Source organism: Stenotrophomonas sp. CASM114 (assembly GCF_049384325.1).
Classification (GTDB): domain Bacteria; phylum Pseudomonadota; class Gammaproteobacteria; order Xanthomonadales; family Xanthomonadaceae; genus Stenotrophomonas; species Stenotrophomonas muris.
On sequence record NZ_JBMRGJ010000001.1, the window covers coordinates 210,726 to 224,899 of the forward strand.

The 14,174-nt window shown below is 66.8% G+C and carries 18 protein-coding genes; 1 reads left to right on the forward strand and 17 read right to left on the reverse strand.

Annotation, left to right across the window (positions count from 1 at the left end; translation table 11 throughout):
- Positions 1-186 precede the first annotated feature (186 nt).
- From VG566_RS00940 to VG566_RS00955, 4 genes are all read right to left on the reverse strand, one after another.
- Positions 187-444 carry a hypothetical protein gene (locus VG566_RS00940; protein ID WP_014647264.1) on the reverse strand — a complete coding sequence of 86 codons (258 nt, stop codon included), beginning with the start codon at positions 442-444 and terminating at the stop codon, positions 187-189.
- Positions 441-1,793 (reverse strand): membrane protein, encoded by a 1,353-nt coding sequence (locus VG566_RS00945; RefSeq protein ID WP_032956535.1) that lies wholly within the window; start codon positions 1,791-1,793, stop codon positions 441-443. The genes VG566_RS00940 and VG566_RS00945 overlap by 4 nt, the downstream gene beginning before the upstream one ends.
- 20 nt (positions 1,794-1,813) lie before the next feature.
- Positions 1,814-2,953, reverse strand: coding sequence for an SPFH domain-containing protein (locus tag VG566_RS00950; RefSeq protein WP_014647262.1), 1,140 nt, complete (start codon positions 2,951-2,953; stop codon positions 1,814-1,816).
- A 132-nt stretch (positions 2,954-3,085) separates the two neighbouring features.
- Complete coding sequence (locus tag VG566_RS00955) at positions 3,086-3,349, reverse strand: CD225/dispanin family protein (RefSeq protein ID WP_032956532.1); 264 nt, start codon at positions 3,347-3,349, stop codon at positions 3,086-3,088.
- Between the two features lie 659 nt (positions 3,350-4,008).
- On the opposite strand from VG566_RS00955, the gene VG566_RS00960 reads away from it, so the two are divergent.
- Positions 4,009-5,496, forward strand: coding sequence for a helix-turn-helix domain-containing protein (locus tag VG566_RS00960; RefSeq protein WP_423172608.1), 1,488 nt, complete (start codon positions 4,009-4,011; stop codon positions 5,494-5,496).
- Between the two features lie 59 nt (positions 5,497-5,555).
- Here VG566_RS00960 and VG566_RS00965 read toward each other — a convergent pair whose 3' ends face one another.
- The 13 genes from VG566_RS00965 to VG566_RS01025 form a co-directional block, all read right to left on the reverse strand.
- The gene (locus tag VG566_RS00965) at positions 5,556-6,002 is read right to left on the reverse strand and encodes a hypothetical protein (RefSeq protein WP_241883913.1); all 447 of its coding nucleotides are present in this window, start codon (positions 6,000-6,002) and stop codon (positions 5,556-5,558) included.
- Positions 5,999-7,078 carry a hypothetical protein gene (locus tag VG566_RS00970; protein ID WP_241883912.1) on the reverse strand — a complete coding sequence of 360 codons (1,080 nt, stop codon included), beginning with the start codon at positions 7,076-7,078 and terminating at the stop codon, positions 5,999-6,001. The genes VG566_RS00965 and VG566_RS00970 overlap by 4 nt, the downstream gene beginning before the upstream one ends.
- Positions 7,079-7,098: 20 nt before the next feature.
- The gene (locus tag VG566_RS00975; protein ID WP_046430815.1) at positions 7,099-7,446 is read right to left on the reverse strand and encodes a hypothetical protein; all 348 of its coding nucleotides are present in this window, start codon (positions 7,444-7,446) and stop codon (positions 7,099-7,101) included.
- Positions 7,447-7,493: 47 nt separating this feature from the next.
- On the reverse strand, positions 7,494-8,078 hold the full coding sequence (locus VG566_RS00980) for a RebB family R body protein (protein ID WP_049406879.1): 585 nt from the start codon (positions 8,076-8,078) through the stop codon (positions 7,494-7,496).
- Positions 8,075-8,311: a RebB family R body protein gene (locus tag VG566_RS00985; RefSeq protein WP_032957589.1), complete on the reverse strand. Its 237-nt coding sequence runs from the start codon at positions 8,309-8,311 to the stop codon at positions 8,075-8,077. Before VG566_RS00985 ends, VG566_RS00980 begins: the two co-directional genes overlap by 4 nt.
- A gap of 70 nt (positions 8,312-8,381) precedes the next feature.
- The gene (locus tag VG566_RS00990) at positions 8,382-8,654 is read right to left on the reverse strand and encodes a RebB family R body protein (protein ID WP_005416651.1); all 273 of its coding nucleotides are present in this window, start codon (positions 8,652-8,654) and stop codon (positions 8,382-8,384) included.
- A 60-nt stretch (positions 8,655-8,714) separates the two neighbouring features.
- The gene (locus VG566_RS00995; RefSeq protein WP_006446865.1) at positions 8,715-8,981 is read right to left on the reverse strand and encodes a RebB family R body protein; all 267 of its coding nucleotides are present in this window, start codon (positions 8,979-8,981) and stop codon (positions 8,715-8,717) included.
- Positions 8,982-9,007: 26 nt separating this feature from the next.
- Positions 9,008-9,277 carry a RebB family R body protein gene (locus VG566_RS01000; RefSeq protein WP_005416649.1) on the reverse strand — a complete coding sequence of 90 codons (270 nt, stop codon included), beginning with the start codon at positions 9,275-9,277 and terminating at the stop codon, positions 9,008-9,010.
- A gap of 43 nt (positions 9,278-9,320) precedes the next feature.
- Positions 9,321-9,611, reverse strand: coding sequence for a RebB family R body protein (locus tag VG566_RS01005; RefSeq protein ID WP_005416648.1), 291 nt, complete (start codon positions 9,609-9,611; stop codon positions 9,321-9,323).
- Positions 9,612-9,912: 301 nt separating this feature from the next.
- Complete coding sequence (locus tag VG566_RS01010) at positions 9,913-11,205, reverse strand: transporter (RefSeq protein ID WP_134966317.1); 1,293 nt, start codon at positions 11,203-11,205, stop codon at positions 9,913-9,915.
- 49 nt (positions 11,206-11,254) lie between these two features.
- Positions 11,255-12,004, reverse strand: a complete 750-nt coding sequence (locus VG566_RS01015) for a hypothetical protein (protein ID WP_197557066.1) — start codon at positions 12,002-12,004, stop codon at positions 11,255-11,257.
- A gap of 13 nt (positions 12,005-12,017) precedes the next feature.
- On the reverse strand, positions 12,018-12,722 hold the full coding sequence (locus tag VG566_RS01020) for a C39 family peptidase (protein ID WP_197557067.1): 705 nt from the start codon (positions 12,720-12,722) through the stop codon (positions 12,018-12,020).
- Positions 12,723-12,821: 99 nt separating this feature from the next.
- On the reverse strand, positions 12,822-14,138 hold the full coding sequence (locus VG566_RS01025; protein WP_423172609.1) for an adhesin: 1,317 nt from the start codon (positions 14,136-14,138) through the stop codon (positions 12,822-12,824).
- Positions 14,139-14,174 lie beyond the last annotated feature (36 nt).

Below are 14,174 nucleotides of genomic sequence, written 5' to 3' on the forward strand. Positions count from 1 at the left end.
AGCATCCTCGGAAGGGTGGACCGCGCGAGTATCGAACCGGTGGGGCGGGAGACGGTGTGAGGGTGTGCGCTGGGGCAGCCCAGCGAAGGGTAGTGCCGGCCGCTGGCCGGCTCCCTCTTGGCGCCCAGGAACCGAAGGAATGCCGGCCAGCGGCCGGCACTACCCGCAGCCAGGCGGAGCCTGGCGCTACGGGTCGGGCTTTACCCGCACCACCCGTTTCCGGTACTCATACACATTGTCACCGCGGATACGCTTTTCCTCGGTGCCGGTAACCCGGCCTACCTGCTGGTCCGAGCCGGTGACCGGCTTGGCCTCGATGGCGGTCTCGTGCTCGAAGGAGTGCGATTTGTCGGTGTTGCGGTAATAGCGGTACAGCGCCCAGTACAGCGCGGTTGCGCCGGCCGGACCTGCCGCCAACAGCCAGAGGCCACTGTCGTCGCTCATGTCGATGCCACCAGGAAGGCAATTGCGAGGGCTTCAATGACGGTGCCGGTGGCCAGTGCCGCCAGCAGCATCTTCCATTGCTGCACGGGCACGCTGCCCATGGTTTCGCCGGTACGGCCGTTCACCGCGATGTAGTGCAGCATGCCGCCGTTCTTGCCGGGCTGGTGGTAGGAGTACAACCACACCGGCAGGTACATCGACACCCAGCGGGTGCCATGCACCTCCAGCTGCTCCTGTTCCCAGCGCACGCCACGGTTGTAGCGCTTCACCGAACCTTCCACCTGTGCGCGGGCGATCGACAGCAGCTGGTCTTCCAGCCGCGGCCGCAGCTTTTCCACATCCAGGTTGCGCTTTTCGGAGGTGAAGCCGGCCAGGTACGAGGCGTTCCATTTCACCGCGTTCTTGGTATCGAACGGCAGGATGGTGTTGATGATGTTGTTCGTATTGGCGCGGGTATCGAGATTCCCGCGCTCGGCGGAGGATTCCAGTGGCAGGTCATCGACCGTGAAGTCGACCTGGCGCTCGACCTGGTAGACATCGGCGTCGTACAGGGTGCGCTTGTTCTTCTCGCTGCCCACGGTGTACTGCCGGGTCTGGATCTCACCCTTGCCGGCCACGGCCGCGCTGACATTGCTGTCGACGATCATGTAGGGCAGGAACACGCCCACCACGTTTTCCGGGGTGAACTGGTCCTTGAATGCCTTCAGCGCGAACATGCGGCGCTTGTCGACGAACTGGCGGATGCGCGCGACCGCATCGTCCTTCCTGATATGGAAGGGCAGCACTGCATCGGGCACCGCGCCGTTGGCGATCTGCTCGTTGACGCCGAACACATGGCGGCACCAGTGGCAGCGCGCCGTCATCGTACTCTCGGTATTGACCGTGACTTCAGCGCCGCACCCGGTGCATTTGAACGTCATCAGTGCCGAGGTGTCGGCGTCGATGTCACGTGCGCCAGAGGCAATGACCGTACCGCGCAGCTGGTCGATGGCCTCGCCCAGGCCGAACTCTTCCTCGACGCGTGCGCCATGCCATTCGTGACGGCAGTACAGGCAGACCAGGATGTCGGTGCCGGCCTTGGGCCGGATGTCGGTGGCACCGCACTTCGGGCAGCGGTTGAGGCCGTCCTTCAGCTCGCTGGCCGACGTATCGATGGCCACCGGGTCGGGCGCTTCCACTTCATCACGGATGGCCTGTGGCAGTTTCGAGGTGTCCAGCGGGAAGCTGCCGGGCAGGGGAGGGACGTCCTGCGGCGAACCGGGCCCATCCAACGACGCCGCCGGCAAGGGCGGCGGCGTCGCGGGCGCGGATCCGGGCAGCGGCGGCGGGCCGTTTCGGGGATCGGACATGTTCGTTGTGCGTCCCGCTGTTACAGGCCCAGTGCCTTGGCCTTCAGGGCGTCATAGTCGCCCTGGGTGATCAGGCCCAGATCCAGCATTTCCTTGGCCTTCTTCAGCTTGGCCACCGGGTCGTCGGCAGCCGGGGCGACCGGCTGCTGCATGCCGCCGACACCGAACATGCCCGAGGCCATGCCGACACCGACCAGGCCAGCCGCTCCGCCGTTCTCGCCGGCGGACTGGATGCCCTGGGCGACGCTGGCCTGCAGGTTGGAATTGCCGCGCGAACCCGACAGGGCATCGGCGCGCTGCACGGTCTTCAGCAGTTCGCGGGTGTTGGCGTCGTACTCGATCGAGACGATGGCGGTCTTGACGATGGCCAGGCCGCGGTCGGACTTCCACTGGTAGCCCTGCTCGACGGCGGCAGACAGGCTCTGTGCAAAGCCCAGCGAATCCTGCTGCAGCTTGGTGATGCGGTTGCCCTTGCCCGGGTCGTTCGTGTACAGGCTGAAGGCCGGGGCCAGCGAACCGACCACTTCATTGAACAGCTGGCTGGCGGCGGCGTTGTCCAGGTCGGTGAAGTCGAACACCTGGCCCGGCTGCAGGTAGCTGGCCGGCACGAAGTTCTTCACGAACAGGATCGGGTCGACGATCTTCAGCGTGTAGGAGCCGCGCGTGACCGCACCCACCTGGGTGTTGAGGAAGCCGTCGTCCCAGTAGATTTCCGACTGGGTACCGAAGCGGTTGTCCGGCAGTTCCTTCAGCGACACGAAATACGCCGCCTGCTGCGAACCCGGCTGGCCGCCGAACTTGAAGCGCTCCCAGCTCTGCTTGATGAACGTGCTGACCAGGCCGTCGCCGGCGAAGATCGACTGCGAGTTCAGATCATCCGAACGCCACTCGTAGCCACCCGGTTCGGCGACGAACGCGGTGATCGCGCCGTCCTGGAACAGCAGCAGGCCGTAGCCCTCCGGCACGATGATCTTCGAGCCGTTGGTGATGATGTTGGACGAGCCGCTGGTATTGGAGCCGCGGCCGGCATTGGTGCCGCGCGGTACCGCCGCGAACAGGGCCGCCGTCGAGGGCAGGCCCGTGGGCACGGTGTAGAAGTCCTTCCACTGGTCGGCCAGCACACCACCCACCGCACCCTTCACCGCCTGTACCAGACCCATGTCCAACTCCCTGTGATTCGAGGGCAGGCACCATGCCTGCCGAGCTGGACTGACTATAGAGGAGCGGGATGGGCCGCCGCCACCGCCGCGCGCGCCTGCCATTCATCATGGCGCGACGGCGACGGCAGGCTTTCAGGCCATGCCGCGCGCGATCAGGGCATAGCCGATCATCAGTGCCAGGCACAGTGGCAGGGTGACGAAGGAGGCGATCATCCAGCGCAGCGCCTTGCGCGAAGCCTCGGTGGCCGCGCCGATCTGGCCGCTGGCGACCAATGACGTGCTGCGGTTGGCGTAGACGGTGGCGACGATGCCGAACGGCCAGAAGCCGGCGATGATGCTCAGGATGGCCCACATCAGGTAGTTCCTGGGGGGCACGGGTGGCGGGGTGCGGTCCATGCGGTCGATCTCCTTGATCGCGCTGCGGTCGGGAGCGCGAGTATGCCGACAGGCCGGGTGCAGCGGAAGGCATGCCACGCGTGCGTGGTGCGCAATCTTCTGCTGGTCGATGGGTCATTGATCGGGGGCGGCGCCGCGGCAGGCAGGCGCGGTGGCCTGCGGGCCTGGGCGAGCAGGCGGTGCAGCCGTCACGGCGGCGCATACGTGCCCGCCCCTGGTTCGCTCAGACGCGTTGATCATCAGCGTGGATGGAATCCCGGCGCCTTGCCTTCACCTGCTTTGCGGTGCGCGGCGCACGGAAACGCGGGCGACAAATATCCGGCGCGGATATTCACGTCATTATCATGCTTATTTTCTGGAAACTCGATTCCCATAATCCAGGGACGCGATGGCCGGAACACAGGGAGCGCCGCGTCACAGGCAGTGCCGCCCTGTGGCGCACGACCCCGGCCTGGACGACGTCCGCCTTGCCGACCTCCAGCAGCGATGGCAGTTCCCGGCACTGCGGGAGCGGGCAGCGTGCACGGCACCAGCGGTGCGACCAGCGGGTACGGCATGCGGCGTGGACGTCGCAGCATCCCGCGATGATGCCGGAGGGCCTGCATCGCGAGATCGCCCGTTGCAGATGCATCGGGTCGCCATTCCAAAGGGGAGTTTCGATGCACAGGCAAGTCAGTGAGATGCTGCAGCGCGCTTATCGGCCCTATCCGTCATTGCCCGAACTGCTGGGCGCGTTCGTGAAGGAGCTGTCCCAGCACAAGGTGATGCGGGGTGGCCAAGTGCGGTTGCGTGGTGCGGTGGCAGGGGCAGCTGCGGGGTTGCCAGCTGCGTCCGGGCAAGAGGTTTCCTTGCAGCGGGTTCCCATCCGCTATGGCGGCGAGGTGCTGGGTGAGCTGCACCTGGAAGGCGAGAAGGGCCGGCTGGATGGCAGTGCCCTGGCGCTGGGGGAGCAGTTTGCCCAGCGTTGCGCGCATCTGATCAAGCGCTACGAAGCCAAGGCCTGGGCCGAACAGGCATTGAGCCGGCCGCTGTTGCTGGTCGGCGCCGGCGAGGCGCTGAAGCAGATGGATGAATTCGTGGAGCGCGCGGCGGCCAGCCCGTTGCCGGTCCTGCTGCGCGGCGAGTTTGGTACCGAGAAGATGGAGCTGGCCGCCGCCCTGCACAGTGGCGGCCCTTCCCGGCAGGGCCCGTTTGTGGAAGTGAACTGTGTTCACCCGCTGGGCGAAGCCAGCGACTGGTTCGCGCGCGCACAGGGCGGGACGCTGTACTTCCACGAAGTCGACGAACTGCCGGTGCCGCTGCAGGGGCAGCTGTCACATCGCATGCGTGGGCTGCCTGCCGCTCATGCTGAAGCGCTGGCGGCCGGCCCGATACGGGTGATCGCGTCGACCAGCGCGGACCTGGAACAACGGGTGAGAGAGAAGCAGTTCTCGCGCGCCCTGCTGGCCGGGCTGGAGTTCCTGACCGTGGATATTCCACCGCTGCGCGAACGGGTGGAGGACATCGGCGCGCTGGCGGCGCGTTCGCTGGAGCTGCATGGATTCAATCCCCGCGTGCTGGGCGACGATGTGCTGGAAGCCCTGTGCGCGCACGACTGGCCCGGCAATCTGCTGGAAATGGAGCGGGTGGTGGTCCGGCTGGCGGTGATGACCGGTGGCCGATGCATCCGTCGTGAGGATCTTGCACGCCACGCGCCGGATCTGGCTGCAGGCCACGTTTCCAGCGATGCCGGGCGCGCCCCGCAACGACTGCCCGCGGTTGAGCAGACCGTCGGTCCTGCGCCCGCGCAGCCGGATACACCGCGGGCAGCGCATGAAGGCCTGCACGACGGCCTGAAGCGCGCCCTGGCCTACCTGAAGGACCACGCCGCAGAGCCGCTCACGCTGGGCGACCTTGCCCGTCAGGCCCATGTGAGCCAGTCACACCTGGGATTCCTGTTCCGCAGCGAGCTGGGCACGACGTTCAAGCTGCTGCTGCAGCAACTGCGCATCGAGCACGCCAAGCAGCTGCTGCGGGATGGGCAGCGCCTGCGCATTACCGATGTCGCACTGCAGGTCGGCTTCGGTGACCTGAGCCACTTCGAAAAGAGCTTCCGGCGCGCGGTAGGGGTCAGCCCGCGCAGCTACCGGCGAAGCCCGCACCAGTAAAAGCATTGCCCCGGTGCAGGCGCGGGCCTGCCCGGGGCGTTGGGATGGCAGATGGGGCGTCAGCGCGCGTTGGCTTCAGCAGCGCGCTGCACGGCCTGTTCGGCGGCTTCGTCCGCGCGTCGCGCGGCCTCAGCGGCGGCCTCGACCGCGCGTTGCGAAACCTTCATCGCGGCGCGGATGCCTTCTTCACTGGCAGCCATTGCGGCGTCCGCCAGTTCCTGGGCGATCTCCATCGGGGTTCTGCCCGCCGGATGGGCGGGAGTGGGCTTGCCGGGAAGCGGGGTCGGGAAGGTCATCGTCGGTGCTCCTGCTGGGGATGAGGGGGGAGCACCGTCGCTGCGCTCCCCCAGGATGTGGCGCAATGCCGCCTGGGCATCGGCCAGGATCTTCTGCGCCTGTTGCCGGGCCGCCAGGCGTCCGGCAGCAACGGCCGCGCCGGCTGCCGAAGCAAAGGCCTCTGTTGCTGCCTGCACGCCATCGCCATCTGGCGCCGGAGCCGGGTTCACACTGCATCCTTCTGATAATCCACTCGCGCTTCATCGCCCAGGTAGCGGCGGGTTCGGCGGTAATCCTGCAGGGTGATCACATTGTCCTCCACCTGTATCAGCGCCTTCGCTCTGGAACCATCGATCGCGAACTGCACGCTGGCACCGTCCTGGCCGAGCCGGCCACGGGAAACCGGATGCTCGTTGAGGAATTCCTGCGCATCGCGCAGCTGCCACCGCGCGGCCTCGCGCAACCGGCTGTCATCCTGCAGCAGTTCGGGTTCGTCGTCGAAGCAGGCCGCCATCTGCTGGGCGGCCAGCGAGATGCGGGCATAGCCGATCTGCCGGTGCGCGGCCAGGCTTGCGTCGATCGCCTCGCGCACCTGCTCTGGCGACGGCAACTGTGGCAGCTGCGGCCCGTCCAGGAAGCCGAACAGGATCGGCAGCACCTGCTGCAACGCACGGGTGGCACGCGTCAGCCGATGCTCGCGGCTGCCACCCCCTGCGCTCACCCGCTGGTAGAAGCGGAAGTAGTCGGCAAACTCGATGGGCCTGCGTGCGTGCAGCAGCGCGAAGCCGGCAGCGTCGGCCAGGTCGTCGCGCCCTGCTGCGGACATGTCCACCTCACGGGCCAGCTGGTGGAGCGCCACCGATTCGCGAAAGTCCAGCTGCTGCAGCAGGGGTGCGTCGGCCGCGCCGATCGAAGCCAGGAACGCGCGCGAGGCGCCGAGCTCGGCGTTGGTCAGCAGCCGGTGTTTTTCCAGCACTCGCTGTGCCTCGTTGTGCGACAGGCGTGTCTCGTCATCAAACTCCATGTTGCGCAGGGCACCGAGGTCGCTGGCACCAAGGCTGAGCAGCTTGACCGGACCGATCTGCAACCCGGTGCGCGGCAACCATGTCATGCGCGAACCGTGCAGGCCCTGTTGCACCCCATCAAGCATCGTGCCCTCGTCGGAGAAAGCGTAGCGGTGCTCGTGCGATTCCATGGCCCACTTCAACCAGTGCTCGCCGCCGTCGATGAACTGAAGGACATGCCTGCAGGATTGACTGATCAGGTTGGCCTGGGGGATGGAACGACCGGCAATGAAAATGCTCATGCGTGGATCTCCTGGCGGCCTCACTGGGCCGGAAATTCCTTGAGGACGGTCGCAGCGGCATTGCCGACGCGGTTGAAGTCGGCGGTGGCCCCCTGCATCATGTTCTGCGCCTGCGTGAGCACCCTTGCGTACTTTTCGTCCCCCGTCGCCAGGTACTGGGCCATGGCCACGCCGGCCGCGGTGGTCGCGATGGTTGAGACATTGCGCAGGGCGTCGGCGGCATCCTGTACGGCGATCGCCGCAGACTGGGCCACCGACTGGTAGGCCTTGCCGGCACCACTGGTCGTCACGACGGTCGCTGACATGGTGGCCGTCTGCACCTGGTTGATCACATCGATGATCTGGGCGTTGACGTTGCTCGGGTCCATACGGGCTCCTTGATGGGCGGGTGGGGCCGCAGGCGGCCTGCAGTCTGTCAGGCCCCGGCGTCAGCGTCGTCCGCCGGGGAAGGGGAAGGGGAGTCTGGCGCGGGATCCTGGGCGGGACCTGCGTCCGGATCCGGACCGGACGCGGGGTCGGGCGCAGGACCGGGCGCGGGCGCTGCCGCATTGCCTGCAAGCGTTTGGAGTGCATGCAGGCTGCTGGTAGCGGCCGCAGCGTCGGCAGTGGCACCGTGGGTCTGTGCCTGCAGGACGCTGATGGCGGTCTTTCCTTCTGCGGTGGCCGCGGCGATCACCGCCGCAGGCGAAGGGGGCGCCGGCACCGGGCCGGGCAGGGGGATGACCTGCGGCGGTGGCGGCGGAGGGGGTTCCGGAGCGGGTGGCGGCACCGGCCAGGGAGCGTTGATCATCTTCGCGCAGGTGGCGGTGACCGCTGCGTTGCTGACCATGCCTGCACCCTGCTGGCGCGCGACGGCGTTGTGCATGGCGGTGCCCAGCGTCTCCAGCATCACCATGTCCAGCATGCTGAAGGACTGCGCCGGACCCTGGGCCACCAGCAGCGTCGAGGCGGCGCTGACGCTGTCGACGATCTGGCTGTTGACGGTGTTCTCACTGCTCATGACGGAACGGCTCCCTTCTGGATGATCAGGGCCAGGACCTGGGCCAGGCTTGCGCCGGCGGTCACCTGGCCGCGTTGCTGGTTGGCCACCGCGTTCTGCATTGCCAGGCCGAGGCTGTCGGCCATCGCCAGGTAGGTGGCGGACATCGCGAACGAGGGGGCAAGGGCGATCGCCACACCGGATCCGGCGCTGGTGGTTGCCAGCAGGTAGCCGGTGGCGGGCGATGCGGCCATCGATCAGGGGCCCGACGTGACGCCGCCCTGGGCGGGGGCGCGGTGGTTGGCGTCACGCCGGGCCGACACGTCAGCGCAGGCCCAGGATTTCGCGGGTGGCCACGCCGTTGGAGGCGGTGTCGATCGCATACAGCGTGGACACCCCCTGGGTGGTCGACGCCTGCATGGTCACGTAGGACTGCTGCTGGTTGTTGGTGGCGTTGTGCGCGGCGTTGGACAGCGCCTGGCTGGTGGCCACGAACAGGTTGCCCATTGCGATGGCCGGCGCATCACCAAGCACCTTGGTGTTGACCTGCGAGACCGAATCGGTGATCTGGCTGTTGACGGCGGTGGGAAATGCCATGGTGGAAGCTCCTAGGGTGGACAGCACTACAGGAACGGAGATTGCCGGCACTCAATGGAATCAGCCGAGAATCTTCCGGGTGGCGGCGCCGGTGGCGCCGGTATCGACGGCGTAGAGCAGCGCGACGCCCATCGTGGTCGCGGCCTGCGCCGTGACATACATCTGCTGCTGGGCGAGCGTCGCGTTGTGGGCGGCATTGGCCAGCGCCTGCGCGGTGGCCTGGTACAGCGTGCCCATTGCCGTGGCAGGCGCCACGCCCAGCACCTGCAGGTTGGCCTGGCTGACCGAGTCGGTGATCTGGTCGTTGACGGCCGTGGGAAATGCCATGGCTCAGCTCCTTGCCTGCCGGCGCATCACGCGCCGAGGATCTGCTTGGTCGCCACGCCGGTGGTGGCGGTGTCGATCGAGTACAGCGTGGCCACGCCCATGGTGGTGGCCGCCTGCGCCGTCACATAGGACTGCTGCTGCGCATTGGTGGCGTTGTGGGCGGCGTTGGCCAGCGCCTGCGCAGTGGCCTGGTACAGATTGCCCATGGCCACGGCGGGCGCGTCGCCCAGCACCTTGGTGTTGGCCTGGGTGACCGAATCGGTGATCTGGTCGTTTACAGCGGTCGGGAATGCCATGTCGATCTCCTTGAGGTTGGCGGGTCAGCGATGGAACGACAGATCAGGAGCCCAGGCCGCGGACGCGGGTGCTGAGGATTTCCTTGCTCGCTACCGCCGTGGTGGCGGTATCGATCGAGTACAGGGTGGCCACGCCCATGGTGGTGGCCGACTGCGCGGTGACGTAGGACTGCTGCTGCGCGTTGGTGGCGTTGTGGGCGGCGTTGGCCAGCGCCTGTGCGGTGGCCTGGTACAGATTGCCCACTGCCACGGCGGGCGCGTCGCCCAGCACCTTGGTGTTGGCCTGGGTGACCGAATCGGTGATCTGGTCGTTTACCGCGGTTGGAAATGCCATGTCCTGCTCCTGCGAAAGGGTGGAAGTGCGTGGTATCCAGTGTCACGGTGCGTTGCCTGCAGCGGCCTGGGCTTCACCGTGGGGCCAGAGTAGGAAATGGCGCCGCCGCCGGATTGGCGGAATCGACGGAGAATGCGGTGGGATCACCGTGAAGGTGCGGCGTGAATACGGCGGAACTGATGATCATCGCCGTCGTCGCCAGCGCTGGCGCGTTGCCCTGGAGCACACACAGGGCCTGCGCGTGGGTAGCGCCATCCGGCGGCGAGGGGCTGTCGGCCACAGCGTCGCCGGATCGGGCGGGTCAGAGCATGTAAGGGATCTTGAACGCCAGCGTGAAGTCCGGTGCATCCGGGGTCAGCCCGATGCCCAGCAGGGTCACCAGCGTGGTGTGCTGGTTGAGCGCGTACGTCACACCCAGATTCAGTGACGCCGCGTTGGCGTCGCTGCCAATCACTTTCATCCACTTTCCGCCCTGGAAACGGGTGGAAGCACGGGCGCTGATGCGGTCGCTGAAGGACAGGCTGAGACTGGTGCGCTCGTTGAACGCAAAGGCCACGCCGGCGCCGAAGTAGACCGAGCCGCCGAGCTTCACGTCACCCGGGTTGACCGTGTCGGGGTTGCTGTCGATGTCACTGAAACCACGCGGGAACGAATGCACGTAGCCGAGGTTGGCGAACAGGATCGCCGGATCGGCTGTCTTGACCACCGACAGCCCGACGTTGGCCTGCCACACACCATTGCCGGTCGGTTGTTCCTTGGGCACGGCGAAGCGGATGTAGTCATCGTCATCGCGCTCGATCACCTTCCAGTCCAGGCCGTAAGGTGCACGCCCGGTGGGTGCGGTCACTCCGGCGGTGAGTACGGCTTCCGGGCGCCAGCCGCGCTCGCCGAACAAGCGGTAGTTCGCACTCAGGCCGATATCGCCCAGGCCGTTGCCATTGGTTTGTTCCTGCGCGATCGCGGCCGCCGCACCGCCGGCACCGCCCTTCTGGTAGACGGTGCGCCGCGCCAGGTATGGCACGTCCAGGTTGAGCGTCAGGTTCGGACTGACGCCCCAGCGCGCGGCCAGATTGTAGGTGAGCGAATCGGACTCGACGTTCTCGATGGCGATGTTGCCGAGGAAGATCGCATCCAGCGCCAGGAAGCCATTGAGGGTGAGCTGCTTGCGGTCGTAGCGGGCGTAGGTGAGGCTGTTCTCGACGGTGAAGCGGCGCGAGAACAGCGCCGACTGCTGCTGTTTCACATCATCCACGCTGCGCCGCGATTCCTGCTTTGCCTGCTGCGCCTCGGCGGCACTGCTGGCATAGCCTTCGCTGCCCGGCGACGTCTGTAGGGTCGAGCCATGCTCGACGGGCGCAGTCGTAGACGGGGCCATCGGACCAACCTTCCCACTCAGCCGCGCCTGCATCGCCTGTACCTGCATGTCCAGTTCGCGCAGCCGCCGCACTTCCTGTGCGTAGTTGGATTTCAGCTGCTCCAGCTGGTTGGCCAGTGCCTGCACGTCGGCGCCATCGTCCGCCGCGGGTGGCGCGGCGAAGGCGGTGCCCGCCAGCGCCGCCAGCGCCAACGGGGTGATCCTCATCAGGGTGTGCATGTTCGTGTCCTGCGTTGTGGAACGCTTCCCCCAACGCCGTGCCGTGGTGCTACCGGCCCGGCCCCATGCCGCGGTTCATCGCAATCGCCTGGGCCACGTTCTGGCTCAACGGCAGGTTGCCGCCCGCGGTATCCCGCACCAGCTCCAGCCGCAGCTGGTTGCTGGCGATCTGGCCGTCACCGGCCAGGGCGATGCCCTGGCCGACGCTGCCGTTGCGTATCCATTGCTCGACCAGGCCCTGGCCATCTACCTGCAACAGCAGGCGTGCCTGGTTGCCGTCGAGCACCGCAGAGGCCGAGACGCCTGCGGCGTGTGCACTGATCGAATGGGCACCGTCACCCGGCAGGGCCGGCACCGCGCCATTGCGTACCACCAGCGTGGTGGCATTGCGGGCGACGTTGCCATCGCCGGCCACCTGCACGCTCTGCACCACGCCGCTGGCGTTGGCCAGGCCGCTGCTGTCGATGTGGCGACCCTGCGTGTCCGGCAGCGGCGCATCTGCGGCGGTCACGTGCACGCTGGGCTGGAAGCTCATCTTCGGGCTGCCGCCGCCGCGGAAGTCCATGCCCAGGGTCAACGCACCCTGCAACACGCTTCCGTTGCTGGCCTGCCACTGCGAGACCATCGTCACCCCGAACCAGGCGACGGTATTGCCGCCCACGGTGTAGCGGCCCCGCATCAGGTTCAGTTCGGGATCCGGGATTTCCTTCAGGCCGCGCCCGGGCGCCGCGTCCGCCGCCTGCAGGGGCAGGGCGGGGCAGGCCAGCAGCAGGACCATCAACAGGCGGTGACGGAACATGGCGGAACCTCCTTCAGAACAGGTCGGCGTGGCTGAAGCCGAAGTCGACCAGTTCGGCATCGGTGATCGGCCCCTGTCGCGCGTAGAGCGCGCGGGCACTGGGCCGTTCGCTGGGTTGCAGCAGGACCGTGTTGCGATCGAAATCGCTGCCGATCACCACGAAGACGGCACGCGATGGCCACGCAGCGAGGAATTCAGGCAGCGCCAGGCTGCGGTTGCCGAGGATGGGATCAGCCACCTCGACCACACCGTCGCGCACCTGCTTGAGCACCACGAAGTGGCGGAAGCCGCGCACGTCCATCAGCACAAGACCGGGAACGCGAAGCGTGCGCAGGCGTGTTTCATCGATACGATAGCCGCGCCCGCGCATGCCCAGCGATTCCACGTAGCGCTTGATGTCGAGCAGCGAGAAACCACGCTCGGCCACCAGCGCTGGATCGGATACCCCCATCATTCCTTCGATCACCGTCGCTTCGTCGGTCTGCAGGTGATAGGCATGGCGCAGGATGGTTGCCAGTGCGGCCGCCCCGCAGCTGTAATCGGTGTGCTGCCGCACCACGTTGCGGTAGCGCCGTTCCTGCATGCTTTCCACCTCCTGCTGCAGCAGTGCGCCATTGGGCAGCACGCCGGCGAAGCCGACGTCGCCCGCCCGCGCCGATGCACCGCCCAGCAACAGCAGGCAGGCCAGCAGGCATATCGATAGACGGTGGCCGAGCATCACGTTCTCCAGCAGCAGGAGGGAGCCCCTGCCCCAAGGGGGAGGAGGAACAGGGGCTCCCGGGAACCCGGCCATTGGCGGACGGCCGGGGTGGTGCACTTACTCGCCGTTGCCGCCACCACCGCCGGTGCTGGGCTGGGCTACGGCCAAGGCCAGGCTGTTGGCCTGCAGGTTGCCGGTGCCCGCCGCCACGTTCACGCCGATGTTGCCGGAGGCGCCGGAGAAGGCATTGCCGGACAAGGCCGACGTGTTGGTGGCGTTGACGTTCACCCAGCGCGTGGTGCTGACCGTGCCGCTCAGGCTGGCGTACAGATCGGCCACGCCCAGTTCGACGAACTGGCTGGTGCCGCTTTCACGCGTATCGAAGCCCAGGCCGCCCACCCCCGGCCGGTTGGGGTTCATCGTGGCGTTCTGGATCTCGTTGTCCAGGTCGATGTGGCCGGTACTGTTGCCACCCGGATGCGGCAGTGCGCCGTTCCACGTATCCAGGTAATAGTTGGCCATCTGGTAGGCATTGCCGGTGCCGCGGTAGGTGCCGGCGCCATAGCCCCACGTCAGGCCGCTGACGCCGCCATGCAGGCCGACCTGCACGGTATCGGTGTAGGACTGCACGAAGCCGGCATTGCTGACGGTGTTGCCGGTGGAGACCTGGTTGGAGCTGATGCTCGACTGCGCCACCGCCGTGGTTGCGACCGAGGCCGCGAGCGCGTTCTTCTGCTCGTTGTTGTTGCCCGAGGCGATGTTGACGCCGATGTTGCCGGACGCACCGCCGAAGGCATTGCCACCGAGACCTGCGGCATTGGTGACGCCGGAGTTCATGGTGGCGTTGCCGAAGCCGGCCTGGTTGACGAACACCTCGGCGTCGGCCATGCCGAAGCTGAAGGACGCATCGGCAGCGGAAAGCGACGCAGCATTGTCCTGGGCGTTGTTGTCGCCCGATACCACGTTGAAGCCCAGGTTGCCGGAGGCGCCGGCACCTACGCTGTCACCGATGGACGCACTGTTGGTGACCAGGCTGTTGCTGGTGGCGTTGCTGCTGATCGACTGGCGGTTGTCGATCACCGCAATGGCCGCCGAGTCGAGGTCGATGTCGCCGGTGATGGTGGGGTCGCCGGAGAAATTGACGTCGGTGCTGAGGCGCAGGTCCTTCTCCAGGTTCACGTCGACGCCGTGGTTGTTCTTTTCCTTGCGCTCGTCGGCCTGGATGGTGCTGTGCTTCTGCACATTGACGTTGACGGTGCGGTTGCGTACGTCGTTGTCGGTGTGGTTGTGGGTGTCGTTGCGGGTTTCGCTGACGGTGTGGTTGTGGTTGATGTTCGCGTTGGCGTTCTGGTTGTCCCAGCCATTGGCCGCAGCGGCGGTCGAGGCAGTGGCAATCGCCATGGCGAGCATGGTCCGTTTGACGGTCGCTTTCATGGTGCCCTCTCTCTCATCGGGTGGTGCATCGGTTGG

What these genes read in the sequence shown, in the direction of transcription:
- VG566_RS00985 (WP_032957589.1), bottom strand. Translation starts at nt 8,311, where the DNA reads ATGGCCGCATCGCCCGCCACCGGCTACCTGCTGGCAACCACCAGCGCC.
- VG566_RS01020 (WP_197557067.1), bottom strand. Translation starts at nt 12,722, where the DNA reads ATGCTCGGCCACCGTCTATCGATATGCCTGCTGGCCTGCCTGCTGTTG.
- VG566_RS00950 (WP_014647262.1), bottom strand. Translation starts at nt 2,953, where the DNA reads ATGGGTCTGGTACAGGCGGTGAAGGGTGCGGTGGGTGGTGTGCTGGCC.
- VG566_RS00945 (WP_032956535.1), bottom strand. Translation starts at nt 1,793, where the DNA reads ATGTCCGATCCCCGAAACGGCCCGCCGCCGCTGCCCGGATCCGCGCCC.
- VG566_RS00980 (WP_049406879.1), bottom strand. Translation starts at nt 8,078, where the DNA reads ATGAGCAGTGAGAACACCGTCAACAGCCAGATCGTCGACAGCGTCAGC.
- VG566_RS01000 (WP_005416649.1), bottom strand. Translation starts at nt 9,277, where the DNA reads ATGGCATTCCCGACCGCTGTAAACGACCAGATCACCGATTCGGTCACC.
- VG566_RS00940 (WP_014647264.1), bottom strand. Translation starts at nt 444, where the DNA reads ATGAGCGACGACAGTGGCCTCTGGCTGTTGGCGGCAGGTCCGGCCGGC.
- VG566_RS00975 (WP_046430815.1), bottom strand. Translation starts at nt 7,446, where the DNA reads ATGGACCCGAGCAACGTCAACGCCCAGATCATCGATGTGATCAACCAG.
- VG566_RS01015 (WP_197557066.1), bottom strand. Translation starts at nt 12,004, where the DNA reads ATGTTCCGTCACCGCCTGTTGATGGTCCTGCTGCTGGCCTGCCCCGCC.
- VG566_RS00955 (WP_032956532.1), bottom strand. Translation starts at nt 3,349, where the DNA reads ATGGACCGCACCCCGCCACCCGTGCCCCCCAGGAACTACCTGATGTGG.
- VG566_RS00970 (WP_241883912.1), bottom strand. Translation starts at nt 7,078, where the DNA reads ATGAGCATTTTCATTGCCGGTCGTTCCATCCCCCAGGCCAACCTGATC.
- VG566_RS01025 (WP_423172609.1), bottom strand. Translation starts at nt 14,138, where the DNA reads ATGAAAGCGACCGTCAAACGGACCATGCTCGCCATGGCGATTGCCACT.
- VG566_RS00995 (WP_006446865.1), bottom strand. Translation starts at nt 8,981, where the DNA reads ATGGCATTTCCCACGGCCGTCAACGACCAGATCACCGACTCGGTCAGC.
- VG566_RS01005 (WP_005416648.1), bottom strand. Translation starts at nt 9,611, where the DNA reads ATGGCATTTCCAACCGCGGTAAACGACCAGATCACCGATTCGGTCACC.
- VG566_RS01010 (WP_134966317.1), bottom strand. Translation starts at nt 11,205, where the DNA reads ATGCACACCCTGATGAGGATCACCCCGTTGGCGCTGGCGGCGCTGGCG.
- VG566_RS00990 (WP_005416651.1), bottom strand. Translation starts at nt 8,654, where the DNA reads ATGGCATTTCCCACCGCCGTCAACAGCCAGATCACCGATTCGGTCTCG.
- VG566_RS00960 (WP_423172608.1), top strand. Translation starts at nt 4,009, where the DNA reads ATGCACAGGCAAGTCAGTGAGATGCTGCAGCGCGCTTATCGGCCCTAT.